Genomic DNA, 25,699 nt, shown 5'->3' on the forward strand with positions numbered 1-25,699 from the left:
AATGGTTGAGGGGATGTACTCCAGATGAAGAAAACAATGTGGATCATTGTTAGTCTAGTCGTAGTGATTGTATTAGGAACCTATCTGGTTGCGATCAATACGGGTAGAGAAGAGGCAGGAACCGAGAATGCGCCTAATGTTAGAAAATTGGTTCATGATATCAGTACAGGTAAAGAGATGCCTTTATCTGCCTCTATTGATGCGAAACAGTTAATTGTTACGGATCAAGATAAACACACCAAGACTTATGATTTACCAACAGATGAATTTTTCCTATCCATTGCCCCTTACGTGCAGCAGACCCATCCTTGTGAAATTCATAGCTTGACCGGTTGTCAGGGAGAATTGATCAATGAGGAATTCTCGGTAACGGTTCACGATTCCGAGGGGAATACCTATATGAAGGAGCCTGCAATGAAGTCAGGTGCAAATGGGTTTATGGATATGTGGCTGCCCAGAGATCGAACCTATCTCATTCGTATTGTTCATGATGGCAAAGTTGCTGAAGCCCAACTGTCTACATATGACAATAATAATACGTGTATCACAACGATGCAGTTAAGCTAAAATACACGTGATATATCTAAGGGAAGGGATTACTTAAGAGTAATTCCTTTTTCTTTTTGTGCAGATCATATCAAACACATGGCAATCCCATTGACAAAATAGTACAGGTAGGTGATAATTCAATAGTGATAATGATAATTGTTATCATATAAATATATATCAATAGGGGAGAACAGAAATATGAAAAAGAGTTTGAACGGACTTTTGTTGATGCTAGTATTCGCGCTTGTACTGGCAGGGTGTGGTCAATCTACTAGCACAACTAATGATACAAACAAGGAAGCCGATTCGGGCAGTGCCCCTACTGAAGAGACAGCGGGTCCTGTAACGGTGAAGCATAATCGTGGTGAGCTTAAATTAGACAAGCCAGCAGAGCGAGTTGTTACATTGGAATGGACCTATACCGAAGATGTAGTTGCTTTGGGTGTTCAGCCAGTAGGTAACGCAGACAATGCTAACTATAAAGTGTACGTGACTTCCGAAGCTGCTCTTGACGACAGTGTAACGGATATTGGAACACGCAGTGAGCCAAACTTGGAGGCCATTGCTGCCCTCAAACCCGATCTAATCATTGCAAATGCTGATAATAATAATGCTGTTTATGATCAACTGAATGCAATTGCACCAACGCTTGAATTTGATCCATACAACGGTGATGGTTATAACTATGACAAGATGACGGAGATCTTCAACTCCATTGCAACTGCACTTGGAAAAGAGGATAAAGCAAAAGAAGTGCTTGCTGATCTCGATCAGCATTATGAAGAAGCGAAACAAAAGCTAGCTGATGCGGGTAAATCAGACTTCCACTTTGCACTGACACAGGCATTTACTTATCAGAATGCTGCAAGTTTGCGTATGTTTACGGATAATTCAGTTGTTGTAGGTACTTTGGACAAAATTGGACTCGTTAATGACTGGCAGCCGGACAAATTGGAAGGATACGGATTCTCCACAGTAGGCATTGAATCTCTGTCTGCCGTACAAGATAGCAACTTCATTTATATCACACAGCCAGATGATGACGTGTTTGGCACAGCAATGAAAGATAACTCTGTTTGGAATGGACTGAATTTTGTTAAAGACAAACGTGTATATCAACTGGACAGCACAACATGGACATTTGGTGGACCAATCTCATCCAAAGTTCTCGTTGATGGAGTCGTTGGAGCGATTACGCAATGAGTTCGGTTCAAGCTAAGCCAGCCGTGAACTGGCGCACAATAAGCATCTATGGGGGCGGTTTAACCGCTCTCATCGTGCTTTTTTTTGTAAGCCTCTGTTATGGAGAGGCAGCCATTCCATTGCATACTGTCGTCGATTCTCTGATGGGTAAGCAGAATACATTAGAACATAATATGATCTGGGATCTGCGTATGCCTCGAACCGTTATTGGTATTCTTGCAGGCGGGGCATTAGCTGTAGCAGGTGCTTTACTGCAAACGATTACGCGTAACCCACTGGCTGCGTCAGATACATTAGGTATTAATGCGGGAGCATACTTTATTGTGGTGCTTGGAGCGATTTTATTTCCTGGCTTGCTCAGTCAGTCTCCCTTTTTATTTGCTGCTTTAGGTGGATTGGTGGCTGCATTTGCAGCTTATTTCATGGGCGGTGGTAGAACTTCAACCCCGGTTCGACTTGCATTATCAGGTATGATTGTGTCGATGGTACTTGGTTCATTCACAAGTGCATTACATATTTTTTTCTCCATGGAAACACAGGGATTATTCCTCTGGGGCTCCGGAACACTTGTGCAAAATGACTGGAGCGGCGTAGCCTATGCTTGGCCTTGGGTAATCGGGATTACACTCCTTGCTCTGTTGTTATCTCGGCAGTGGGACATGTTAGAGCTGGATGAATCCACCGCTTCTTCATTGGGGCAGAAGGTTGGGTTGGCTCGCGCAGGTGGCTTGCTCCTCGCCGTATTGCTGGCAGCCGTAATCGTCAGCGTTATTGGGCCAATCGGTTTTGTTGGATTGGTTGCACCTCATCTCGTTCGATTAAGTGGCGTGCGTTCCAGTCGATTATTATTACCAGGTGTCTTCATATGGGGGGCTGCACTGCTCATCGGTGCGGATGTACTTGCCAAAATGGTACATAACTCCAGTATGGAGCTGCCAACGGGTGCTGTGATGGCGATCATTGGGGCACCATGGTTAATCTGGCTGGTGCTTACCCGGATGAAAGCAGCAAATGGCGGTGGCATGACCACCTCCATGAGTACGGGTGCGCGTCGCCGCTGGGCTTTTGGTCCATTGGCGGTTGTATTCAGTGTCGCCACGGTACTGCTGATTTTGGTTAGTACGATGTTTGGTGGTATGCGTATTCCATTAAATGATCTAATACCAAGTCTATTCACGTCGGACGGGTTGTTCTCTGGGATAATCCAGTTACGTATTCCACGAACCCTTGTTGCTGCTGGTGCCGGAGCTGCGCTCGCAATTAGCGGTGTACTCATTCAGATGGCGGTACGTAATCCACTGGCGGATGCTTCCATCGTTGGGGTATCTTCTGGTGCAGGATTGGGAGCAATGATGGTCATCATTCTCTGGCCAGGACTACCGGCATTCCTGCTGCCTATCGCAGCAATTATCGGTGCAGGTATCGCCGCTACAGTTGTGTTCTCCCTTTCGTGGAAGAAAGGATTAAATCCTTCAGCGGTGGTGTTGCTAGGTATCGCGATGTCCGCCATTGCTGGGGCAGGCATTCAGATTTTAATCGTGCGTGGTGCGGTCTATGGAAGCAGCGGGTATATCTGGCTGACGGGAAGCACGTATGCACGTACCTGGGAACAGGTGAGAGTTATCGGTCTATTTTTAGTTATTCTCGTACCGATTGCCTGGTGGCTTGCTCGTCGATTTGAATTGTTAGTATTTGATGATAATAGTGCGTCAGGACTTGGTTTAGGTGTACGCCGAACACGGTTAATGGCAATGGCAACAGGTGTGTTGTTGGCAGCCGGTGCTGTCGCATGTGTAGGTACGGTCGGCTTTATTGGCCTGATTGCACCGCATATGGTTCGATTACTGACTGGACATAAGTTAAGACGTTCGATGTTTTTGTCCGCCCTGGTTGGTGCGGTTATGCTGGTATTGGCAGACACGATCGGTAGAACGGTTATGGCACCAACGGAGATCCCATCAGGTATACTGATCGCACTCATTGGTACACCATATTTCCTTTACCTGATGTATCGCTCTAACTGGCGCAAGTCGATCAAGTAAAAGTTAGATTAGGACATGCCATCTTCGCATGTATTTAATGTAAAATAACCTTGCAGCCCGCTCATGTAGCGGGCTGTTTTGCGTAGACAGCAAAGAAGAGAAGCACTGTGAGTCCCTATACAGGGCAAGCGTGCTTCTCTTCTTCGTTGTTGCTGTATTTAGTTGGTAGGGTTTAAGATCCCACTGGCTTCTACATATTGAAGTGCTTGTTCTAACTGTTCTTGACTCTGGACTAGAGCCAGTCTGACATATCCTTCCCCAGAAGGACCAAACGCGCTACCTGGCGTAACGATTACGCCTGTTTTGTTCACCAGATCTGTTGCAAACTGTTCTGAGGTCGTGTAATGCGCAGGGATCCGCGTCCAGACAAACATTGTTGCTTCGGGCTTCGTGACATGCCATCCGAGCCGGCTGAAGCCGTCACACAGGATATCCCGACGTTCCTCATAAATCGCTCGCACCTGTTCAACTTGTGACTGATCTCCAGTAATAGCTGCAATTGCGGCTCTCTGAATTGGTAGAAACATGCCATAATCCATGTTGGACTTTAATTTCTTAAGCACAGAGACAACCGGTGCATTGCCTACACAGAAGCCAATTCTCGCACCAGCAAGTCCATACGTTTTGGATAAGGAATTGAATTCGATGCCTACGTCCATCGCGCCAGGCAGGGAGAGGAAGCTCCCACATGTCTTGCCATCAAATACAAGTTCGCTATACGCATTGTCATGAAGAACAATAATATTATGCTTTTTGGCAAAGGCAATTAGATCCACATAGAATTGTTCCGGTGCCATTGCTGTTGTTGGATTGTTAGGGTAAGACACCAGCATGAATTTCGCACGGGCTGCGATGTCTGCTGGAATATCCTCTAGCTGAATGACATATCCGTGTTCTTCTTGTTGCGGCATATAATACAATTCGGCTCCAGCGAGCAAAGGCCCGTCTGCGAATACCGGGTAACATGGATCAGGAACAAGAACCAAATCTCCTTCATCAACGATGGATAGGGAAATATGAGCAAGCCCTTCTTGTGAGCCGAGTAAGGAACAGATTTGTGTTTTTGGATCTAAATCTACGTTATAACGCTGTTTGTACCATGTACTGGCTGCTTGCAATAGTTCGCTCTGATCATTTACTGCATAAATGTAGTTTTGGGGATCTGCCGCAGCTTCGCAAAGTGCTGTAATGATATGGGGGGCAGGCGGGATATTAGGTGTCCCCACGCTAAGATCAATCACCGCTTGTCCCTTCTCTAACCGTTCGCGCTTAATTTCGAGCAGACGGGTGAAGATCCCCTCACTAAAGTGATTCATACGTTTTGCAAATTCCATGATGTTATATCCTCCATTCCTCATCGTACACATATCTATCTATAATAGATGGACTGAGCCTAAATGAGAAGAGCAGGCACACATGATCCGAGTAATACATGATACAGATACTATTCAACTTTGAACTGTTTGAGTTCCTCTTGCAATTTGCCGGACAGTTGATTCAACTGTTTGGATAAGTCAGCAACCTGCTCAATACTATCTAATTGCTCTTGCGTGCTAGCACTAACCTCTTCGGTTGAAGCTGAATTTTCTTCGGTGGTGGAGGAGATGATCTCCAGCGCCTGCAAAATTTCATCTTTGTGCTTATGCACACTAGCGGTATTTGTACTGATCTGAATCATGCGTAATTTTAGATCTTCTAAGTCTTTGTTGATGCTGAAGAATACTTGCTTCGTATCCTCCACGGATTTCGCATTTTCCTCGGCGATTTTCATGCCGCGAGCAGTATGCTCAACCGATGTTGTTGTTTTTTCTTCAATGACACGTACTTTTTTATAAATTTCTTCGGTCGCAAGGGCGGTCTGTTCAGCAAGTTTACGTACTTCTCCCGCTACAACGGCGAATCCTCGACCTTGTTCTCCTGCACGTGCGGCCTCAATCGAAGCGTTGAGCGCAAGCAGGTTGGTTTGTGATGCAATCTGATTGACCGTGTCTACGAAGCTGGAAATCTCATGACGACTCTGGTCAATTTCCTGAATAATAGACGAGATGGCTTGTGTGGAACTATGATTCTCTTCGGCCCATTGGGACAGCTGCTCCACGACAGTTAATCCTTGTCCACTTTGATCAGCAGAGGTCTGTACCATCGTTTCGATCGCTTGAGCATCGGTTGCGATTTCGTCGATCTGACTGGATAATGAGTTTGTTTTACGCAAAATGTTCTCTGTCTCAATGGACTGATAGTTGGTCGCATTGGCAATCTCATTAATGGCTGTCGATGTATCATTCATCGTTGTAGCCGTTCTAGAAGAGATCGACTGTAGATCGGTAGAGGACTGATTCAGTACATGAGCTGAGCTGCCTACGATTTGCAGCATGCCCTGAATTTTTTGCACCATCGTATTCACGCCACGAGAGATTTGTCCAATCTCATTATTCGCTTGGGCATCCAGTTGAATGGTCAAGTCTCCTTGCTCAATCAATTTGATCTTGCCAAGCAACTGTGGAATCGCTCTTAACAGGTAACGAAGTGTAAAGTAGCAGATGATAACTAATAAAATAGTAGCTACAGCAAATCCGCCAAGCGTGATCCATGTGAAGGTTTTTAGTTCTTCGAGAACCTCTTTCTCAGATATCGTCAGACCTACGGCCCATCCGGTGTCTTTACTGGTGGCATAACCGATATAACGACGTTCCCCTTTGTCGTCAGTAATCAGTTCTACACCAGATTCCCCAGTGATCATCTTCTTGCCGATTTCCCCAAGATCGCTAGTATTGTCCGTAATGTTTTCCTTCAAAACCTTCTCTTCATCCGGATGGTACAGAATTTCCCCAGTCTTGGAGACTAGAATAGAATAACCTGTGCTTCCCAATGAGTAGCTTTTCATCATGTCTGGAATATTGGCGAATGCGATATCAGCCGCCGCAAATCCAATCATTTGATTGCTGTTATCTTTGATTGGATAGAAAATACCCATAAGAACCTTACCTGCCGAGATATCGATGTATGGATCGGAATAGTACAGACCGTCTGTCGTTGTAACAGGCTCATAGTATGGACGCTGCTGTATATCGAAGTCCGCCTCGGAAGCAACGCCGTCATTCTGTAGCCAGAATCCTTTTCCTTCTATACCTGCGATCCAAGCATCGGCAAATGAGGGTTCTTCTTTGACGATCGCTGCTAATGTGGCTTGTGTCTCCTCAGCATATGGGGAGGTTGTTGCCACTTCTGCTGATTCGGTGGTTTCAATATATTGTTGGAAAAGAGTATTCGTTGACATCTGTTTCACGAGAGATCCTTTTTCCTTGAACATCGCATCAAATTCACTGACAATAGCTTGTGTCTTGGTCTGTAGCATAGATTCCTGCTGCTTGATCAGGATGCTCCGAGTACTCGAAAACATAAATGTGCCAAGAACGGTGAAGACAACTACGATAATAATTAACAAAACAATAGATACTGTGTTCGCGATGCTAGTTGCTCTGGCACCGTTGTTAGATCCCCGCTTCAACATTTTTTTCATGTTCCATCTCCCAGATGAGTATTTAGCTAAATGCTTCTACATATATGTCGGAAAAATAAATAGATTTATGTAGGTTTTTATAGGTTGTACGAAAAAAATGAGAGGGTTGTAAGCGTGTCTAGGAGCGCAGAGTTTCTTCACATTTGTGCAATAGAGTGATTATACTTTTTACGACTATCTAACAATTGGAGTCATCATTCACCGATATATAGTTATCACGATGTGAAATTCTAGTCATATGAATGAATCGGGGGAGTTAGTATGGTACCAAAATCATTACACAGTGGAACGAAGAGAAGAGGGATTAAACATCTGAGGTTAACGACAACCTTGATCTTAATGCTGGTGGTTAGTTTAGTGGGGCTATTTATCTTATTCCTGTCTGGAATATTCGGTATGAATGAGGTAAAAGAGGGACAGGGAAAGCTCTACACGGATCGCTTCCTGCATCAGACGAACATTCTGGAGGTTAAGGCAGACTTTTATAACATGAGAGCCAACTATACGAAGCTTCTCGACAAGCAGGAGTATACGGATAAGCAATATGAGCAAGTTCAGAAAAATAAGAGTAATGTAATGGCTGGAATGGATGAGTTCTCCGCACGATCCTTAGATCCAACAGAACAAGAGATTTTTACTGATCTACAGGCTAAGCTGGAAGTCTATGACCAGGACATCGAACGGATCATGGATGTGAAGAAAACAACGGGAACTTACGATGATGAAGAGAGAAATCGAATTAACAAAAGCAGTACAGTCATTGTAGAAACGATCACCAAACTAAGTACATATATCGAAGAGGAATCCGCGAAGCTGTACGATGCAGCTCAGGAAACGATTAGTGAAAAAGCGGTATTACTTAGTATTGTGTTGATATCTTCATTTGCTATTCTAGGGGCTGTTTCGTTTATCACGATTCGAAATATTATTCTACGGATGCGTGCGATCAATCACTACTGTGCTGAAGTGACGCAGGGTAATCTGACAGCTACCCTCGATCCGAACATACTCCAAGGCAATAACGAGATTAGTGTTATTGCACGTGGAATTCATAGCATGACGGGAGCTACTTCAACTGTTATTACGAGTGTGGTTCAAGAGTCTCGTCAGATCAACGAGATGAGCGATCTAACCAATCAGAATATGTCGGAGCTTAACGAGCGTATCCGGGAAGTATCTGCTACCGTAGAGGAGCTATCAGCTACGATGGAAGAGACTTCGGCATATACTGAAAATATGAATCAATCGGTTAATGAGGTGCTTCGAGCTACGGAATATATCTCTTCTCGTACGAAGGAGGAGGCAGAGTCGGCGAACATTACCAGCGACAAAGCTGAGGCTCTGAAGCAGGAGGCTGGTGAATCTAGTAAGGCTGCCCAAGATATGTACACAAGTGCAAGTGCAAAAATGAATGAAGCATTGGAACGCGCGAATGCTGTTGACCAGATTAGTGTATTATCCCAATCTATTCTGGATATTACGGCGCAAACCAACTTGCTGGCATTAAATGCTTCCATTGAAGCTGCTCGTGCAGGAGAGGCAGGCAGAGGATTCGCTGTTGTGGCTGAGGAGATTCGCAAATTGGCAGATGGTTCTAGAGTAGCGGCAGATCAGATTCGGCATGTCACCAGTGAAGTTACCGAATCGGTTGCTCATCTATCCTCAAGTGCTAAGGAAATGCTTGCATTTATGTATAACCAGGTGGGGAGCGACTATCAGTTATTGGAAAATACGGCCGGGCAGTATTACAACCATGCAGTGGATCAAGCCAATACCGTTAACGATCTTCATAAGACGGCTCAAGAGGTAAAACAAACGGTTGATACGCTCGTACGTGCGATTCATGAGATCGCAACGGCTAGTGAGCAATCCGCTGCATCGAGTCAGCATATTGCTGAACACATGGTGTCCTCTACGGAGCAATCGTTGCAGGTAGCCGATCAGTCGGATCAAGTGAAGGAAAGTGCTGCGCGTCTAAACGAGCTTGTTAAAGGCTTTAAGATATAGAGCCTGAGTGGACACGGGAGTGCTTGCTTCATATCAATGATGTATAGAAATACACCTTGCTGTACCGATCGAATGGTCTGAGGCCTTCAAGTTATCGGTTAAGCGGGTGTGTTTTTTTGTGATGATTACTTGCTGCTGGACATAGGGGATGTGCGGAGACGATACATTTTTCAGCTGTTCGGAGATACAATTGGTAGAAACTCAATATTGTACTTCTCAATTAAATCAGCCTCCTTTACAATTATAGGAAGTGATCTAAATCGGTAAATAATCATTTGAAAACATGAAAATGTACAAATGGAGGATGACGAACGATGAGTGAAGTTTGGGCTGCATCAATGAGCGGGGTTCCCTGGACGATGGACAAGATGGATGACGCTGTGAGACATTTGCGGAATCGAGCGACGATCAGCTATGTTGTTGGAGTAGACAAACTGGAAGATCTCATTCAACTAGATCAACATGTATTTGCGAGAAGACCGGATCTGATTTTGTACGTATCCCATGTGGAGAAGAACAGTCCTTCCTCAGAGGAAGTGTTGGCACAACTTGCAGAGATGAAGCATGTAACTGCGCTGAAGCTCCATCTTCAGCAGAGACAGAATTTGAATCCATTGAGTGTATTAGACCGCATGGATTATCTGGAGATACGTTCACCGAAAGGTCAATCGCTTAACTTTATTCGAAATTTTAAGTTTCTAAAGTATCTGTCACTCAGTGGTAAATTCAATGATCTCTCACCGATCGAGGATTGTATCCGGTTGGAAACGCTTGTTCTGAACTGTGCTATCGAGAAACTTGATTTTGTTGTAGATCTACCGCTCCTAGCATATTTAGCCATAGACAGTTGTACCTTAAATGACTCACTGGATGTTCTAGCTAGCTCCAACATTAGCATGCTGCGGTTATCAGCCATTCGTAATTTAAGCAACATTGATGCGTTAGAAGCATTGCATAATTTGGTGTATCTGCGGCTGTCCCTTCCCAAAGTAGAGCGTTTATGCGATCTCTCCAGTATGAGCAACCTAAGGCAACTTGAACTAGACTACATGAAATCATTGCAGGATATAGATCATCTATGGAATGCAAACCAGTTAGAGGTGCTTGAATTAAAAGAGATTAATCCAAAGCTGAAGGCCGAGGCCTTTGACCGTATGACGGAAATGGATCATTTACGACAGGTGGATTTTCGTTTTATGGATGTCAATAAAGGACGAATTGGCGCTTTGCATAAACGAATGGTTGAAGCAGGTAAAGCAGATCTTCTCTATGAAAATATTCCAGAAGAAAATCGAATTCAATCGTTGGCGCTCTCGCATCTATCTCGTATTTTGATGTAGAGTCATTCACAATCATCAATTATTCGACAAAATAGATAAAATTCCCAAGAGATTTAGTTCCTTAATATGCAAATATATGGTATTATTTGGTCATCAGATCATTCACTCAGCTAGATGATTAAGGGAATCTATCGTTAAGTTTGTTACCACTGTCATTCCATAGGTGTAGTAGAAGGGAGGGCGCGCTGCATTCTCTGATCATGGATCGAATCTATTCATGGAACGGATTCTAGGTGAGCACAAACTATTTATTTAAACGGAGGTTGGGACATGCTTATGAAAATGAAGAAATTAGGCATTCATAGCTTAGCTCTCGTTTTGTTGGCTTCAGTGGTCTTCTCTGGATGGGGTTCTAAGGCATCGGCGGCAACACCGATTACTTCGGATTTCAGATCATTGTCGGCTTCGCAGATCGTTTATGAGATGGGTGCAGGATGGAACTTGGGGAATTCACTGGAGGCATCAGTCAACGGTACACCAAGCGAGACAGCATGGAACAATCCTACGGTTACTCCAGAGTTGATTAAAAAGGTAAAGGCAGCGGGATTTAATACGATCCGTATTCCAGTATCTTATTTGAGTCATATTGGAAGCGCTACCAACTATACGATTAATGCGACATGGTTGAATCGGGTAAAAACGGTTGTGGACTACGCTTATAATGAAGGGCTCTATGTTATCATCAACATTCACGGGGATGGTTATAATTCCGTTCAAGGTGGATGGTTACTTGTGAATGGTTCGAATCAAGCACAGATCAAAGAAAAGTATCAACGCGTATGGCAACAAATTGCTAACAAATTCATCAATTATGATGAGCGACTTGTTCTGGAGTCCATGAATGAAACATTTGACGGGAATTATGGTAATCCTAATCCTGCTTACTATGCGAACCTCAATGCTTACAATCAGATCTTCGTGGATACCGTTCGGAAAACTGGGGGAAACAATAGTGCTAGATGGCTGCTGATCCCAGGTTGGAATACGAATATTGATTATACCGTAGGTAACTATGGTTTCGTCCTGCCGACAGACACGTTCAGATCATCCACTATTCCGAGTTCAGAAAAAAGAATTATGATCTCGGCACACTACTATTCTCCTTGGGATTTTGCAGGTGAGGAGAATGGTAACATCACGCAATGGGGCGCAACAGCGACCAATCCATCCAAGAAGTCTACGTGGGGACAAGAGGATTACTTGGAATCACAGTTCAAATCCATGCACGATAAGTTTGTAACACAAGGCTATCCTGTTGTGATTGGCGAATTCGGCTCCATTGATAAGACATCATATGATTCGACCAACAATACGTATCGTGCCATATTTGCCAAGGCTATTGCCAAAACAGCCAAAAAGTATAAAATGGTGCCTGTATACTGGGACAATGGTTACAACGGTCAGCATGGATTCGGCTTGTTTAACCGATACAACAATACGGTAACTCAGCAAGGCATTATTAATGGAATTATGCAAGGTATGCAATAATCTGTCGTTTGGCGAGATGAATGCAAACGGCGCGCTCCTGATAGAAGGAGCGCGCCGTTTTTAGGTTTTTTGAAGCCATATATTGGCGATCATATCGTTAATAAACTAGGTGTTGGTATCCGTTATCGCAGGAACATTAATTTCTTTCACACAAGCAGCATTGGATAGGCTAACGATACACTTCACAATGGAGACCATATCCTGAAGCGGGATGCGTGTTCCGTTATATTCCTCAAGCGCTCGCTCAGCCCCTTGTTCATAAGGAATCTCGGCCGCAAGCTCCCCAGGGTTAATACACGTTACAGCAATGCCGTCCTGTCTGGTGTGTTCTCGTAGTGCTTCTGTAATTCCACGAATAGCAAATTTGGAAGCGACAAAAGAGACTTGGGTGTTATTGGCATTGTTGAGCCCTGCGGTGGAACCGATGAGAATGATCTTTCCTCCTGAAGATTGTCGCAGATGAGGCAATAAGGCCTGAATACATACAATTGTCGAAGTGATATTGACATGGATCAGCTGACTAATATCTGCAGGCTCATCCCGATCGAACGAATAGTGATCCTCGAAGCCTTCCTTTTCCCAGATTCCCACATTGTAGATGAGAACATCCAGTCTTTCGTTTTTTAACTGATCCGTAACAATGGCAGCCGCATGTTGATTAGCAAGATCGGCCTGAATCCATATTCGCTCTACACCATCATTCAAATTCAGACTCTCGGGCTTGCTTCTGGATACAACCCAGACCTTATCACCCTCCTGAGGTACACCTCTAACAAAGGCATCGCCTAATCCCTTACTTGCACCAAATACAAGGTAACTTTTCATCTTCATGCCCCTCTTTCTTATATGTATAAGATATTATTTTCTAAAAGGATTACAGAGCTAACTATATCATCTAGTTAGATATAGCTCCAAATTCTGCAAGAGACGTGATAATGTATTCGTAATCACAACGCCTACAATAAGAGTGAGAGAAAGTTAATGTTCTTAAACGAATGAGGGAGGACATGATTCATGCTTACATTGGAACCTGCAAAATTGGACTACCGGATTTCCACAACGGAATTGGAGGTGCGTTATACCGAACAGAATGGCGTGCAGATTCTCGTCAGTGTTACCCCACTCATAGAATCGGGAGAGATGACGTATCATCGAATGGAACTGAATTTCTCTAATGTGGCTGAGCTTCGGTGTATCACCCTTAATTTCTATGAGGCTAACTACGATGCATACCAGTTGCTTGGGACTAATCCCGATACAGGTATATACGAGGTTCACTCTTCGGAGTGGCTTACACAAGGACAGCGGAAATATGATCCAAGGAAACGGCTGCAGCTAAAACATTATATTGTGGTCGGTTATGACAGCTATGCGGAGCTGCTGGCTTCGGCGTACGATGTTGATATTCAGTGAGTATGTTTAGTAACAGAAGATATGTATGTAAGCCTGCGATTGCTCACTAAACGCGATCCCAATGCTTGAAAATGTGCGCTGTTCCTCATGAAAGATCGTGAAACTAGGAGACATCTGTTCCCAACCCCCCCCAACCGTCCTTCAGAGTCAAAATGGTTTCATTTGGATCACTTACCATATATCCGATTGCACTTTTTGGATATGCCGTAGGGTGTGTTCCCGCAGAGTTACTCAATCTTGTTTAAAAGTTGATCGTATTTGAAATTTATAACCGATGCCTCTCACCGTTGTAATGTAGCGATGGGAACCTGAGTGTTCTTCAATTTTGCGTCTCAAATTATGAATATGTACCATGACCGTTCGGACATCACTCCAGCTATCGACCCCCCAGATGCGATCAAAGAGATGCTCTGCACTAAACACATGCCCAGGACGCGTTGCCATATGAAAGAGAAGATGTAGTTCCTTGACAGGTAAACTAATTTCTTCGCCATTCACCTTGACTTCGAAGCGGTCAAAGTTCAGATCCAGCCACCCATCACGATAGACAGTTGCTGTAGAAGATAGAGTTATCCCCGTTTCAATTGTAGCACGCCTTAGATGTGATTTGACTCTAGCGACCATGATATCAGGATCAAATGGCTTAGTTATATAATCTTCTGCCAGTTCCAGACCATCGATAATGTCCTCGGTTTCTTTAAGACTACTAAGGAAGATGGTTGGAAGGTCTTTCTGTAATTTGATGTTTTGGATCCATGTTTTCCCGTTTCCGTCAGGAAGCATAATGTCACATAAAATCAGATCAGGATGCTTTTGCTCAAGCAGGGCGGAGGCATCCTTTAGATTGTACGCTATATATGTTTGGTAATCTTGATTGCGCAAGTAAATATCAATCAAATCCGCGATGTCCATATCATCTTCCACAATAAGAATGCTTTTTCTTTTATTTGTGAAATTCATCTTTAGTTAAACTTCCTTTCCAAGCCGGGAGCTGGAAATAAAATTCACTGCCAGAGCCGAGCTCACTCTTTACCCCAATCTCTCCGTTATGATAGTACATAATCTCTTTGCAGATAGCGAGACCCAGTCCCGAACCATTGTGATCTGATTCAGACTTTTGTTGAGCCTGTCCGAAGCGTTCGAAAATTCGTTCATGCCATTCAGGTGGTATACCAGTGCCTGTATCTTTAACACAGAACCAAGCTGTGTAGCCTGTTTCCGTTTGTGGTGTTTGCAAAATACGAAGCTGCAGGCGAATTGTCCCTGATGGAGGGGTGAACCGTAATGCATTGGAAATGAGATTCGATAATACCTGTTCAATACGGATCGGATCAATCCGTGCAATCCACAGGTCGTCTTCGGGTTCATCTGGAACTTGAAGGTCATACTGAATGTTTTGTCGCTCGACTTCCCATTCATATTTGTGGAATAATTCTTCTAAGAATGGAAGTAAACGAATATCCTCCATATGAAATTTGATCTGGTTAGTCTCCAGCTTGGTGAGCTCTATAAGATCAATAATCATTCGTTCCAGGAGTAGAGATCGCGTATAGATTCGATTGATATATTTCGGTGCTTCCGCAGTGATGATTCCATCTCGCAACGCTTTGGCAAATCCCTTAATCGATGTAATAGGTGTACTTAATTCGTGTGAAATGTTTGATAAAAGTCGCACACGAAATAATTCGAAGTCAGCCATTTTCTGATTCGCTTGCAGAAGTTCGGCATTACTTTGTCTCAGGGAAAGTGTTCGTTCTTCTACAATTCGTTCCAGATGTTGATTTGTAAGTTGAAGCGTTAGGGAAAGCTCTTCCTTCTCTTGTAAAGCTCTAGAGAATCGTGAAGTCAGATTATAGGCTTGCGTTAACAAAAAGATAAGAAGTCCAATAGAGAGCATGTCGTCGGTGGGCAAATGCGCCGTATAAAAGAGCATATCATTTAAAGCAAATGTCATGAAGAAAAGAAAACCAACCATACTGATCAGCGATCCTTTTCTCCGTTTAAACGCTGATCGGATATAAATGGTTAACGTGTAGATTAGCGATGGAAACAGAACGCCCCAAGTAAAAGGTGTCAAATAATAGGTATATATACGTGCAGGCGTCACGATAAACAAGAGGATGAAAGCAATCAAAACAACTCCGATACACTTCGCTACACGAGGTAGGGACTCTTTCGGATACTCTCTGTTAATGAACAAAATCAATAGCCAAGCTGTTGTGGCTACAGATATGTATTCAAATTTCACTGCCCATTCCCAGGGCAAGTTAGGCAGCAAGTAAAGGGCAGTCGATTCACCAAGCACAACGGTACGAACTCCAACAGAGAGACAGAGAAGGCTGTATAGAAGAGCGGATCGTTCTTTTCTACGATTGATATAAACCAGACCATAGTAAAATGCCATGACCAGAAAAATGCCAACAATACACGACTGTGCTGAGACACGTAAAATACGAATCCAAGAAATATCTTCTGCTGTTCCAATCTCCAAGGGTTGCCATATTCCGGCATTACGCTGCGAAAAGTTAGAAACCTGAATGATAATCTCATTCCAATCAGCTTGTGCTTCAAAATAGATCACTTTGGGGTAGCTTTTGGCTTCCTCGTTTGAAGGTGAGCTTCCTACAATGCCATTGCCTCCTTTAAACTGACCGTTTATCCAGAGTTGATAGGCCGATGCAATACTTTTGGGATATATAGCAAGTGTTTGTTTTGTTTCATTCATCGCGTTAGGAAGGAGTAAGCGGATTCTATAGGTTGCATAACCCTCGTTGTGAAGGCTTTGTTCGTTACTCAGACGATATGATGTCCAGGCCCCAGGCACTTGTTCAAAGGAAGGCGCAGGTTTAGCTGTATCAAGAAAATCGTTCGGATCTAGCAGCTGATTCCAATAGAATTCCCATCCACCTTGAAGAGGTATAGTTGGGATATCCTCGCTAGACCAGTGGGTTAAATCAAGAACCCCATCCGTTGAGACTGGGATAGACGTTGATGACGATGCACCGCGAGAGGGTTTTATATATAGGGTGAATATTAATATAAGGATTGTAAGGAAAATAAGACTAGTAAGAAACAATGGTCTTTTTGTGATCGAATCACGACCTCGTTTCATCCATTTCATTTCGGTAACCTCCGGTGGGATTAATTCTTATATATTATAGTGCGATCTTTCATGTAGAGAAAAGAAGATTTTTGGCGAAATAGAATGAACTTAAACAAAACTTAAACTTACCTGAGTAGAATAGACTACATCAGCCCATAGGGAGAAAGACCCGGTACAGAAAGGAAACATGGTTATGAGTGGTTACTTCTCGGTATGTTCCACCTATATGTATCAGCACCGATATATGGATTTTTTATTAGCGAACTATAAGGAATTAAATATGCCCTATCCCTTTCCGGTTACACTCAGCTACATATCGAGTCCTCTGTTAATTCATGGCGGAGCAATCTTATACTTTGATGATGAAGATGAGCCAGCCGGAGCATTAGGCTATATATACGGTACTGGGGAGAACGATTATGAGGATCGACATGTAATCCAGATTCAAGTCGCGTTTTTAACGGAGCAAAATCGTGGAAGTAGATTATTTTTGGAGGGTTTGTGCTTTCTAATTCAGCATCTAGCTGAGCAAGCAGACGCTGAGCTACCACAGGAGATACACTTTTGGACGGCAAAGGATGTAAGAAAACATCGGTTGTTTTCCAAGTTTGCGAAACAAAGCGAGAACGTTGAAGGCGAGTATGGGGGGATGAGTGGTTATAAGGTCTCCTTAGCTCATCTGCGTACTTATATAACTTCTTTAAGCCGAGACAGAAGAGTTCGGGTGTGTGACCCGGAAGGGGGCACTTCATAATGCTCTATGCCAAACCTCATAGCGTATTACAGGATTCGGATTATGCGCGATTTACTCGTTTTTATTTAGCTAATAGTGAGGAATTCGACCAGCAATACATGTTACATGACGCATTAATACATCTAATCAGCACGTTGCCGGAGACGCATTTATTGTTGCTTGATGATGAACAGGGTCAGTTGGGTGGGTACGGACAATACCGTTACACGGAAGACCGCAAGAAGGTGTTTATTGATTCAGTAATCCTCGAGAAATCACACCGTAGCAGCAGGGTGTTTTTTGCAGGCTTTCGAGATTTGGTTCTACATCTCTGCCAGGAGAATCCTGAGATTCAAGCTTTGCAATTCCACGCTGTAGCCAACAATCGCTATGTTAATAGACTTTATAGCAAATTTGCCAAACATACGGATACACAGGTTCGAGAAGGAAGGACAGAACATGTCTACACTGCTGAGCTGGATGAATTGCTTGACTATTTAAAAATAAAAACAAGTTGACCTTGTTGGAGTTTATGAACATTGGACTTGAGAGGAGGTGAATATTCATGGTTCCTATGCCACCAAGCATCAAAGATATCCAGAAAGGGGGTCGCATTTCTAGAATGGAGACTCTTCTTAAACTGAATGAGCAACTTCGAGTAACTTCGGCTGCGAAGTAATACAGTTATGCTGCAATAATTCTGTTTCCTGCTGAGGAATAGCAGAAAAATGAAAGAGGAAGTAAGCAGATCACAGATAAGTGACCTGCTTACTTCCTTCTTTTTTTCTATACAATGGACTAAACTCTAAAGTTTAGTTGCATAGACCGTTTTCGTACTTAGTTGCACAGAATCTCTCTTCAACGTTATCGTGAAATATAATAAGCACCGTTCAAATTCGTGTTACTTTCGAATACTAGCACGTTACCTTCCACCTCGTACCAGCGTACCATTTGTCCTCCGGTCTTGGTTGCATTCGGCGTTCCATAGACGGCAATGACATGTTTCAGTTTATTGATATCGAAAATAATATTTCGCAACGTACGGCCACCCGCATTGTGAATAGAAGCTACATTTACGAGTAAGCCATCCTTGAAGATGAGATTAGTTCCATCATAATAATACCTGTTGGCTTCCGACAACGGCCTTGCGGCAGGTTTACCATTTTCCATTGAATAATAATTCCCTGAATCATTTTCGATGGCCTCATACAGATCAGGGCGAGCGATCACATCTGCTTCTTTCAGATCTTTGGAGAAAACATGGAGCACTTTGTATTCGTAGCCTTTACCTAAAAGGGAATTCAAGAAACCTCCAGCCATGCCCAATTTTTCGTTCAGTGTCTCCAACGGTACGAAGGTCTGCCCAGCCCAGGTTAATACCGTTTTATCGGTTTTGGAGACGGTCATTTTGTAATTACCACGATTGATTATCAATCCACTTGCGGTTTTGGACACTGTAGCATCCGCTGCCTTTGCAAAATCATTCACTTCTACGTACCATCGGTTGTTCTTCGTCAGGAAGGGGCCTTGGCCGGCATAACGCATCGGTTTGCCGTTTACGAGCAATTGTGGTGGAGCCTGCATGGAAATCAGCTTCGATTGGTCGCCCGTGTACCCACCTGTATCCGCTTGTACCAATTGAGAATTTTCCATGTTACGGGTAACAATTCCTGTTGGCACATGCAGGTAGTAATCTTTCTTTTCGGCTTGGAATAAAAGCATTGAATCGCCAACTTCCCTATATACTGCAAAGCCGGTATCCGGAATTTCGGATACAACTTTTGCTGTTTTGGTATCGATGATTCTTAACGTTTTTTCTTTGGCTGTTTGCTGATGAATCAGAACGTAACGTTCGTACTTAGAGAATCGTATGGAACTTGAAGCATCTACGCGAGATAATGGCTTGATTGCTGCACTTGCAGAAGTTCGATAACCTACCATGGTATTTTCGCTTTTTGGATTTTTATAGGATACATAAGTTATTGAACCAATTTTATTTTCATAAAAAACATTTTTTGGTAGTGCGGCGGGAATCTTGCTTTTTGTTCGGGTTCCGTCTGAGTTCAAAATGAATGTTTCTACCGAGAAATTATTATTTCCATATGTATTATAATTGCCGATTTTGGCGAGAACTTTTGGATCATTAGATATTTTTGTGTACTCGGTGTACCTTAAGGTTTGGCCGATTTCCTGTGGATATTCAGCAATACGCGCTAGCAGTTTGTTACTGAGCAGTGAATAGATTCGGGTATTTCGTTCTTCATAGTTTATTTTTCCGTTATCTTCCTGCAAGGTATAGCCTCCAAAGTCATAATACATTCGGAACGGAGGCCGGCTTTCCCCGAACGTTTGTACTTGATTCAACACGCTTAGAAGATTGCGTTCGAGATCATATTTATAGATAACATGATTGCTTACTGACTTCTTTTCACCTTTTGCATCTGGTTGTTTGTCTGTCGTTGAATCACAATAGATCGTAAAAGCTAGCGGACCTTTCTCTGTATTCATCACATGTGTGCCAAAGCTCCAACCGCAGCCTGGATAAAATGTTTGCTTCAGCGCTGGGTCATCTTTTTTGCGAGCGCTCTCCGAATATTGAGCGTCTTTCGATACAGCTCGTGCCTGCTTTGGAAATTCGTGAAGTTCAGTCTCCACACGACCGTCATCAAAATAAAATTTCGTTACTCGAACCTGAGGTATAACTCTGGATGCTTCTTCCTCAAACTTGAATTCAAATTCGAATTCGGATTTAAACCGCTCTTGTGCTGCTTCTGCTTTTCCACCTGTGATTGTTAGCAACCCACTAAATAAAATCATAGCTGCTACAGTTAAAAACCATGTGGTAAAGCGCCTACTACTCTTTCTCATACTGCATCTCCCTAAAATAGTATATTATTCTTTAACTTATTCATTATAAGAGAATTAGGGGATAATACCAATAAGAGAAGTTTAAGATTAAACAGCATAAAAAACTAAAACACAAACACGCAGTTTATTCCCTCAACGGTGTGTTACCATGAGAGTCGTTCGGTTGAGAAAACCTATTGGATTGCACATCATCTTGATTATTTGGATGTTTTTGATTATGAACGTTCAGAATATGGGCGCAAAGCGGTCATAGCTGAATCTGTACGACAGTCTCCACGTACACAGGCAGCCGTAGACTCCAAGAGAATATCAATGCCTGCACGCTCGAATAGGCTCAGGCACGGAAAGTGTATTCTGCTTGGCTCTGGCTAGCTGACTTAACTCCTCGACTTATGCATCGAGCTTTCCTTTAACGTATAATCCAATTGATATAGTCTTGTATCATTTCTTTACTTCGTGTTCGATTTATCTTATCCGGTTCCAGATACAAATTGAGAGCCATTCCATTAATAAAGGCATACAGTTTTTCTTGTTCCTTCTCTTCATCGGTTGTGCTCAGAAGACCTTCATTCTTTAAGTATATAATGCAATTCTTGATTGCATTTTGGAGATCCTCATAATTGGCATCGAACCCTTTTTGTGTTTTTCCATAGGTTACAAATGCAAACCAAACCTCCATCTCCAATAATGTTTGTTCATCAGTCGGGACTAACTCAAGCAAGTATTCAACAATTCTTTCTTGAGGCGCAAGCTCTCTTCCATTCAGATTTCTTAGTCGAATAAGTACCTTTTCCTTAACTAACTCCATCGCAAACGCTAAAAGGCTCTCTTGTTTTGAAAAGTAATGTCTTAAAGCTCCTTGAGATAATCCGGCCTCCTTCGCAATCGTTCTTGACGTTGCATGATGAATGCCTTTCTCACTAATGATTTTCCAAGTTGCTTCAGCGATAATATTCTTCATTTTCTCATGATCTACGATTTTTGGCATACACACAGAATATCATATTATTTAACTCAACTGAAATGAATAGACGATTTAGATGGGATGTGCTAAAGTTTATTTAACTCAACTGAAATAAATAAAGAGGGGAATGCGGCATGAAATTCAAAGGAGTCCAAGTAGAATGAATCAGCCATTCAAAGCAATGCTTCCAACATGGGGAAGGGCAATCGGCTTATTATGCATGATCATGATATTTGCCGCTGTATTGTGGTTAGTGTGGACCGGAAACTTGAATATAAGGTACACGGCTGATCGTGAGGAAGTGATTCCAATATGGCATAGTATGTTGCCGGCATTCCTTGGCATTGTTCTAATCCGTATGATTCCTTATAAAAGTCAAGATCCTATGTATTTACAACAAACGGAGAAAAAGCACTTGGTCGTTCAATCGATTATATTATTGTTGTCAGGCGTTTTATTTACGGTTTCTCTGATAATGATAGACCAGCAAGGATTACATTTCCAGCTATATTATTTGACGTTCAAGTTGACGACATTATTGTTCATCCCGTTGATTTTATTGCTGATTTATCGCAAAATAACTGGCGGGCAACCAGAAATTATCTCTGCAAAGCCTCGATCTGGCAGTCATGTCATTGCGCCACTAATCGTTATTGTGATCTGGGGTTACCTAAAGTTCTATTCGCCAATTGCACAACCAGAAGGAGCAATCGAAGCAACCGATTTGACAGCACTATTTCTTTTGGTGTTAATTGGTTTTATGATCAATAGCGTATTGGAGGAAGTTTTCTATCGGGTATGGCTGCAAACCCGGTTGGAGGCATTGCTTGGAAGATGGTCTGCCATTTTACTAGTTTCAATATTATGGTCCATTTGGCATGTCGCCATTCAAGGATCTGGTCAGTGGGATATTGATGTGGCAACAGTGATTGCAAATCATGGGGTAACGGGTCTGTTTCTCGGTTATTTATGGGCACGTTATCGTAGAGTATGGGTGATTATCTTGATTCATGGACTCATGAATGCTTCCCCTCATTTTCTTTTGCAGATATTGCTTCAATGAGCGGGAAGAGCTGGATAAGTATGCCTGTGCTATTCTGTCAAACGAAGTTGACTATAAGTTAATTGTCCCCAGAATGATGTAGATTTTTAAATTCATTCGTTATTAAAGTGAATGTGGCCTCACCCTCTACATGTTGATTCCATGTTCACGACTCAGGCATTGCAAATACATCGCCCCCGGGTATCAGCCTACATGGCGGTGTTTTCGTTTTTGAGATATTGTAGACCCGTGCTCCTTACTCCGCACCTACTCTTCCAAAATTCCCACTGCGTTTCCCTCATAACTGATCCAGTCGCTCCAGCTTCCGGAGTACAGCTTCACTTTCGAGAATCCTGCTTCTTCGAGTGCAATCACATTCAGACAGTTGATTATACCTGACCCGGAGTGCCGCAGTGTTCCTACCAGCGGGATCAGATACATGAAAGCCAGACATTATTTTCATGTAACTTATTTCGTTTAGTTTCAAATCTCTTGGAGGAGATTCTCAAGCGCTAGATATATTTTAATTTTACATAATTTATATACGGGAAGTATGTTGACATTGGATTTATGTATATAAGATGCTATTGATATATAGTTAACTTATGTGATGTTTATTCACATAAATGCATTGTTGTAAATGTATTTATATGTTAATGTGTGATTAAGTGTTAGGTAATATTACATAATGTAGAGGAGAGGATGTAATGTTTATTAACCGAACGATTAGGAAATTTGGGGTTTCAGTCGGGATTCTAGGTATGTTTACATTTGCTCTTCCTTCAGTGGGCTTTAGTATGCCGCTGCAACCAACAACCATCGATAAGGTAGAAGGTGATTATTATGTAACGTCTGCGATTGAGAACATTCGCTGGGGATCACTGCCTAATCGAGATAGCTCTCCGATCCTTACTGTACCATCAGGAAGTGCTGTAACATTTGATACGGTATCGCATGAGGGACTGATCGAGGATCAAGGGAGAAATCCAGTGGAGTACTTCGGCAAATATGGTATCTCACCCGATGGAGTGTTGGATGATGCGAAGGCAATTGCGGCTTCTGAGATTCAGCATGATTATGTAAAAGACGGACCTCACATTATCACTGGGCCAGTAGCGGTTGAGGGGGCGATGCCAGGAGATGTTCTTAAAGTAGAAGTTCTTTCGTTGCAAACTCGAGTTCCATATGGTGTCATTTCTAACCGCCATGGTAAAGGGGCCCTTCCTAACGAATTCCCAGAAAATGCAGGCCCGCAAGAGGGGGCTAGCGCAACAAAACCGGAATTATATAATAATGTATCAATATTTACGCCGATTGAAGAAATCAACGGCAATTGGTATGGTTTATTACCAACAAAAGCTGGCAAGAATGTACGTTTCCCAATTAACCCGTTTCTAGGTGTTATGGGGGTTGCGCCAAATACCAGTGAAGTTGTGAGTTCTATCCCACCTATTGAAACCGGAGGGAATATGGATATTAATGAGTTAGGTGTTGGTTCAACTATTTATTATCCTATTCAAGTTAAAGGCGGGCTATTCTATACTGGAGATCCACACTTTGCTCAAGGGGATGGAGAAGTCGCATTAACTGCATTGGAAGCCTCCTTAAGAGGGACAGTTCGGTTAACGGTGTTAAAGAAAGGTGATCCGTCAATCCCGCATAGTGGAGAATTCACGCAACCTTTTGCTGAAACAGAGGATTATTGGATTCCCATTGGACTGGATCCTGATTTGGATGAAGCAATGAAAGAATCAGTACGTGAATCGATTCAGTTCTTATCCGATAAGCTTGATATGGATCGAAGTGTGGCTTATGCGTACCTATCGGCCGCAACGGATTATGAAGTATCTCAGGTCGTAGATCGAACGAAAGGGGTTCATGGACTCATTCGAAAGACCGATTTCCTTGAATATGTTGACGTTATAATGAATGTAGGTGGTACGTCAATCAAACCGGTTGTTCATAACGATGAGTTCTATGTACCGATTCGAACCATTTCGGAGCTATTAGGCGGAACAGTAGAATGGGATCATAAGACGCGTTTAACGACAATCAAATTAGGCGCGAAAAATATAAGTGCTCAAATTGGTTCAGATGTGTATTCCATTAACGAGAAACTAGTGTTCAATAATAAGGTACCTAAGCTTTTAAATGGCGAAACCGTAGTTCCGGTTTCTGTTATTAATGAAATATTAGGTGCTTATGTAAACTGGACGACGATCGATAAGACGTTAACAGCAAATGTATCGTTAAGTACAAAGTAATAATCAATTTCATTATTCAACCGTGGTGGACGGATGTCCATCGCGGTTTTTTGTTATCATGAATTTCCTAAAAGCTGCCACCTTATGTCTACTTCTATGTGCTTTGTAGCCATATACAACGATGTGTCTACGATGTGTAAATCGGTTGATCTACCGTTGAATCAAATGTCAGTTGGATATCGTTGTTGACTCTAAACACAGAAAAATACATCGCCAGAGCCGATAAGTCACCTGGCGATGTATTCAACATCGATACACTGTTATACGTCTTTGTTCGCTTCGGCATTATCTGTAGCCACCGCATTCCCCTCATAGCTAATCCAGTCGCTCCAGCTTCCGGAATACAGCTTCACATTCGAGAATCCCGCTTCTTCGAGCGCAATCACGTTCGGGCAGGCGGAGACACCGGAACCACAGTACACGATAATCGCATCATCTTTCCCCAGCTTCACGAACCGCTCCTCCAATGCTTCAACACCAGACCAGCGACCATCCGCACCAAGCACGTCTTTCCAAAAATAGTTCAACGCACCTGGAATATGACCGGCCTTCGCATCAATCGGTTCCTCCAGCCCTGCATAACGGCGGGCATCGCGAGAGTCGATGAGCACGGCGCTACCGCTTACCGACGTTTGTTGCACATCCTCTACACTAGCGAGCATCTTCGGCTGCAGGTTCACTTCAAATGAAGACGGAATCTGTACGGGCACGTCCGTTGTCACCGGGAACTTGGCATTCTGCCAAGCGGTAAAGCCTTCATCCATGACATATACCTGTTCATGCCCCATGTAGCGGAGCAGCCACCATAAACGTGAGGCGTTCATACCGCCTTGATCATCATAAGCGATGATCCGGCTATTCGATCCGATACCCGCTTTGGCTAGGCGACTTGCGAGCAAGGCTGGATCAGGCAGGGGGTGACGTCCGCCATGAGCCGACACTGGAGAGGATAGATCCTGTTCTAAATCGAGGTAGACTGCACCTGGAATGTGACCAGCTTCATACGCCTCTTTTCCGGCATTCGGTTGACCGAGTAGGAAACGGCAATCCGCGATAACAACATCCGGTTCGTACATTCTGGCGAGCAGCCAGCGCATGGATACAATATTTTTCATAACAATACACCGCCTTATAAGGAATGAGATTCGTTTGTAATGCATGAG

The 25,699-nt window shown here is 43.1% G+C and carries 22 protein-coding genes; 11 read left to right on the forward strand and 11 right to left on the reverse strand.

The genetic code is table 11. The features are described from left to right. Nucleotides 1-24: 24 nt before the first annotated feature. The 3 genes from J2T19_RS13295 (at nucleotide 25) to J2T19_RS13305 (ending at nucleotide 3,794) form a co-directional block, all read left to right on the forward strand. Nucleotides 25-567, forward strand: a complete 543-nt coding sequence (locus tag J2T19_RS13295) for a CueP family metal-binding protein (RefSeq protein ID WP_307216397.1) — start codon at nucleotides 25-27, stop codon at nucleotides 565-567. Nucleotides 568-747: 180 nt separating this feature from the next. Next, nucleotides 748-1,752, forward strand: coding sequence for an ABC transporter substrate-binding protein (locus tag J2T19_RS13300; RefSeq protein WP_307216399.1), 1,005 nt, complete (start codon nucleotides 748-750; stop codon nucleotides 1,750-1,752). Continuing rightward, on the forward strand, nucleotides 1,749-3,794 hold the full coding sequence (locus J2T19_RS13305; RefSeq protein ID WP_307216401.1) for an iron ABC transporter permease: 2,046 nt from the start codon (nucleotides 1,749-1,751) through the stop codon (nucleotides 3,792-3,794). Before J2T19_RS13300 ends, J2T19_RS13305 begins: the two co-directional genes overlap by 4 nt. A 158-nt stretch (nucleotides 3,795-3,952) precedes the next feature. Here J2T19_RS13305 and J2T19_RS13310 read toward each other — a convergent pair whose 3' ends face one another. Next, nucleotides 3,953-5,128 (reverse strand): aminotransferase class I/II-fold pyridoxal phosphate-dependent enzyme, encoded by a 1,176-nt coding sequence (locus J2T19_RS13310; protein WP_307216403.1) that lies wholly within the window; start codon nucleotides 5,126-5,128, stop codon nucleotides 3,953-3,955. 110 nt (nucleotides 5,129-5,238) lie between these two features. Next, nucleotides 5,239-7,305, reverse strand: a complete 2,067-nt coding sequence (locus J2T19_RS13315) for a methyl-accepting chemotaxis protein (protein ID WP_307216534.1) — start codon at nucleotides 7,303-7,305, stop codon at nucleotides 5,239-5,241. Nucleotides 7,306-7,575: 270 nt separating this feature from the next. Here J2T19_RS13315 and J2T19_RS13320 point away from each other — a divergent pair, with 270 nt between their 5' ends. From J2T19_RS13320 to J2T19_RS13330, 3 genes are all read left to right on the forward strand, one after another. Further along, nucleotides 7,576-9,321, forward strand: coding sequence for a methyl-accepting chemotaxis protein (locus J2T19_RS13320; RefSeq protein WP_307216405.1), 1,746 nt, complete (start codon nucleotides 7,576-7,578; stop codon nucleotides 9,319-9,321). 314 nt (nucleotides 9,322-9,635) lie between these two features. Beyond that, nucleotides 9,636-10,661 (forward strand): leucine-rich repeat domain-containing protein, encoded by a 1,026-nt coding sequence (locus tag J2T19_RS13325; protein WP_307216407.1) that lies wholly within the window; start codon nucleotides 9,636-9,638, stop codon nucleotides 10,659-10,661. Nucleotides 10,662-10,931: 270 nt separating this feature from the next. Next, complete coding sequence (locus tag J2T19_RS13330) at nucleotides 10,932-12,149, forward strand: glycoside hydrolase family 5 protein (protein ID WP_307216410.1); 1,218 nt, start codon at nucleotides 10,932-10,934, stop codon at nucleotides 12,147-12,149. A gap of 105 nt (nucleotides 12,150-12,254) precedes the next feature. On the opposite strand, the gene J2T19_RS13335 is transcribed toward J2T19_RS13330, so the two are convergent. Beyond that, complete coding sequence (locus tag J2T19_RS13335; RefSeq protein ID WP_307216412.1) at nucleotides 12,255-12,974, reverse strand: SDR family NAD(P)-dependent oxidoreductase; 720 nt, start codon at nucleotides 12,972-12,974, stop codon at nucleotides 12,255-12,257. 189 nt (nucleotides 12,975-13,163) lie between these two features. Between J2T19_RS13335 and J2T19_RS13340 the strand changes: the two genes are divergently transcribed. Next, nucleotides 13,164-13,562: a hypothetical protein gene (locus tag J2T19_RS13340; protein WP_307216414.1), complete on the forward strand. Its 399-nt coding sequence runs from the start codon at nucleotides 13,164-13,166 to the stop codon at nucleotides 13,560-13,562. Nucleotides 13,563-13,568: 6 nt separating this feature from the next. Here J2T19_RS13340 and J2T19_RS28145 read toward each other — a convergent pair whose 3' ends face one another. The 3 genes from J2T19_RS28145 to J2T19_RS13350 all read right to left on the reverse strand — a co-directional run bounded on the left by J2T19_RS28145 (nucleotide 13,569) and on the right by J2T19_RS13350 (nucleotide 16,287). Next, nucleotides 13,569-13,676, reverse strand: coding sequence for a hypothetical protein (locus J2T19_RS28145; RefSeq protein WP_370874872.1), 108 nt, complete (start codon nucleotides 13,674-13,676; stop codon nucleotides 13,569-13,571). 117 nt (nucleotides 13,677-13,793) lie between these two features. After that, nucleotides 13,794-14,522, reverse strand: coding sequence for a response regulator transcription factor (locus tag J2T19_RS13345; protein ID WP_307216416.1), 729 nt, complete (start codon nucleotides 14,520-14,522; stop codon nucleotides 13,794-13,796). Continuing rightward, a complete protein-coding gene (locus J2T19_RS13350; RefSeq protein ID WP_307216417.1) occupies nucleotides 14,506-16,287 on the reverse strand; it encodes a sensor histidine kinase in 1,782 nt (593 codons plus the stop codon). The genes J2T19_RS13345 and J2T19_RS13350 overlap by 17 nt, the downstream gene beginning before the upstream one ends. Nucleotides 16,288-16,858: 571 nt before the next feature. Between J2T19_RS13350 and J2T19_RS13355 the strand changes: the two genes are divergently transcribed. Both J2T19_RS13355 and J2T19_RS13360 read left to right on the forward strand, forming a co-directional pair. Next, on the forward strand, nucleotides 16,859-17,419 hold the full coding sequence (locus J2T19_RS13355) for a hypothetical protein (RefSeq protein WP_307216419.1): 561 nt from the start codon (nucleotides 16,859-16,861) through the stop codon (nucleotides 17,417-17,419). Continuing rightward, the gene (locus tag J2T19_RS13360) at nucleotides 17,419-17,916 is read left to right on the forward strand and encodes a GNAT family N-acetyltransferase (protein WP_307216420.1); all 498 of its coding nucleotides are present in this window, start codon (nucleotides 17,419-17,421) and stop codon (nucleotides 17,914-17,916) included. The genes J2T19_RS13355 and J2T19_RS13360 overlap by 1 nt, the downstream gene beginning before the upstream one ends. Before the next feature lie 346 nt (nucleotides 17,917-18,262). On the opposite strand, the gene J2T19_RS13365 is transcribed toward J2T19_RS13360, so the two are convergent. Continuing rightward, on the reverse strand, nucleotides 18,263-20,266 hold the full coding sequence (locus tag J2T19_RS13365; protein WP_307216422.1) for a hypothetical protein: 2,004 nt from the start codon (nucleotides 20,264-20,266) through the stop codon (nucleotides 18,263-18,265). A gap of 409 nt (nucleotides 20,267-20,675) precedes the next feature. Then, nucleotides 20,676-21,254, reverse strand: coding sequence for a TetR/AcrR family transcriptional regulator (locus J2T19_RS13370; RefSeq protein WP_307216425.1), 579 nt, complete (start codon nucleotides 21,252-21,254; stop codon nucleotides 20,676-20,678). A 136-nt stretch (nucleotides 21,255-21,390) separates the two neighbouring features. Here J2T19_RS13370 and J2T19_RS13375 point away from each other — a divergent pair, with 136 nt between their 5' ends. Continuing rightward, nucleotides 21,391-22,293 (forward strand): CPBP family intramembrane glutamic endopeptidase, encoded by a 903-nt coding sequence (locus J2T19_RS13375; RefSeq protein ID WP_307216427.1) that lies wholly within the window; start codon nucleotides 21,391-21,393, stop codon nucleotides 22,291-22,293. A gap of 246 nt (nucleotides 22,294-22,539) precedes the next feature. Here the strand turns inward: J2T19_RS13375 and J2T19_RS13380 are convergent, their stop codons facing one another. Then, the gene (locus J2T19_RS13380) at nucleotides 22,540-22,713 is read right to left on the reverse strand and encodes a hypothetical protein (protein ID WP_370874873.1); all 174 of its coding nucleotides are present in this window, start codon (nucleotides 22,711-22,713) and stop codon (nucleotides 22,540-22,542) included. Nucleotides 22,714-22,979: 266 nt separating this feature from the next. On the opposite strand from J2T19_RS13380, the gene J2T19_RS13385 reads away from it, so the two are divergent. Next, nucleotides 22,980-24,536: an acetamidase/formamidase family protein gene (locus J2T19_RS13385; protein ID WP_307216429.1), complete on the forward strand. Its 1,557-nt coding sequence runs from the start codon at nucleotides 22,980-22,982 to the stop codon at nucleotides 24,534-24,536. Between the two features lie 127 nt (nucleotides 24,537-24,663). On the opposite strand, the gene J2T19_RS13390 is transcribed toward J2T19_RS13385, so the two are convergent. Beyond that, a complete protein-coding gene (locus J2T19_RS13390) occupies nucleotides 24,664-24,822 on the reverse strand; it encodes a hypothetical protein (protein ID WP_307216431.1) in 159 nt (52 codons plus the stop codon). Then, entirely contained in the window at nucleotides 24,797-25,651 is an 855-nt protein-coding gene (locus J2T19_RS13395) for a sulfurtransferase (RefSeq protein ID WP_307216433.1), read from the reverse strand. The genes J2T19_RS13390 and J2T19_RS13395 overlap by 26 nt, the downstream gene beginning before the upstream one ends. Between the last annotated feature and the right edge of the window lie 48 nt (nucleotides 25,652-25,699).

Source organism: Paenibacillus tundrae (assembly GCF_030812775.1).
GTDB lineage: Bacteria > Bacillota > Bacilli > Paenibacillales > Paenibacillaceae > Paenibacillus > Paenibacillus tundrae_A.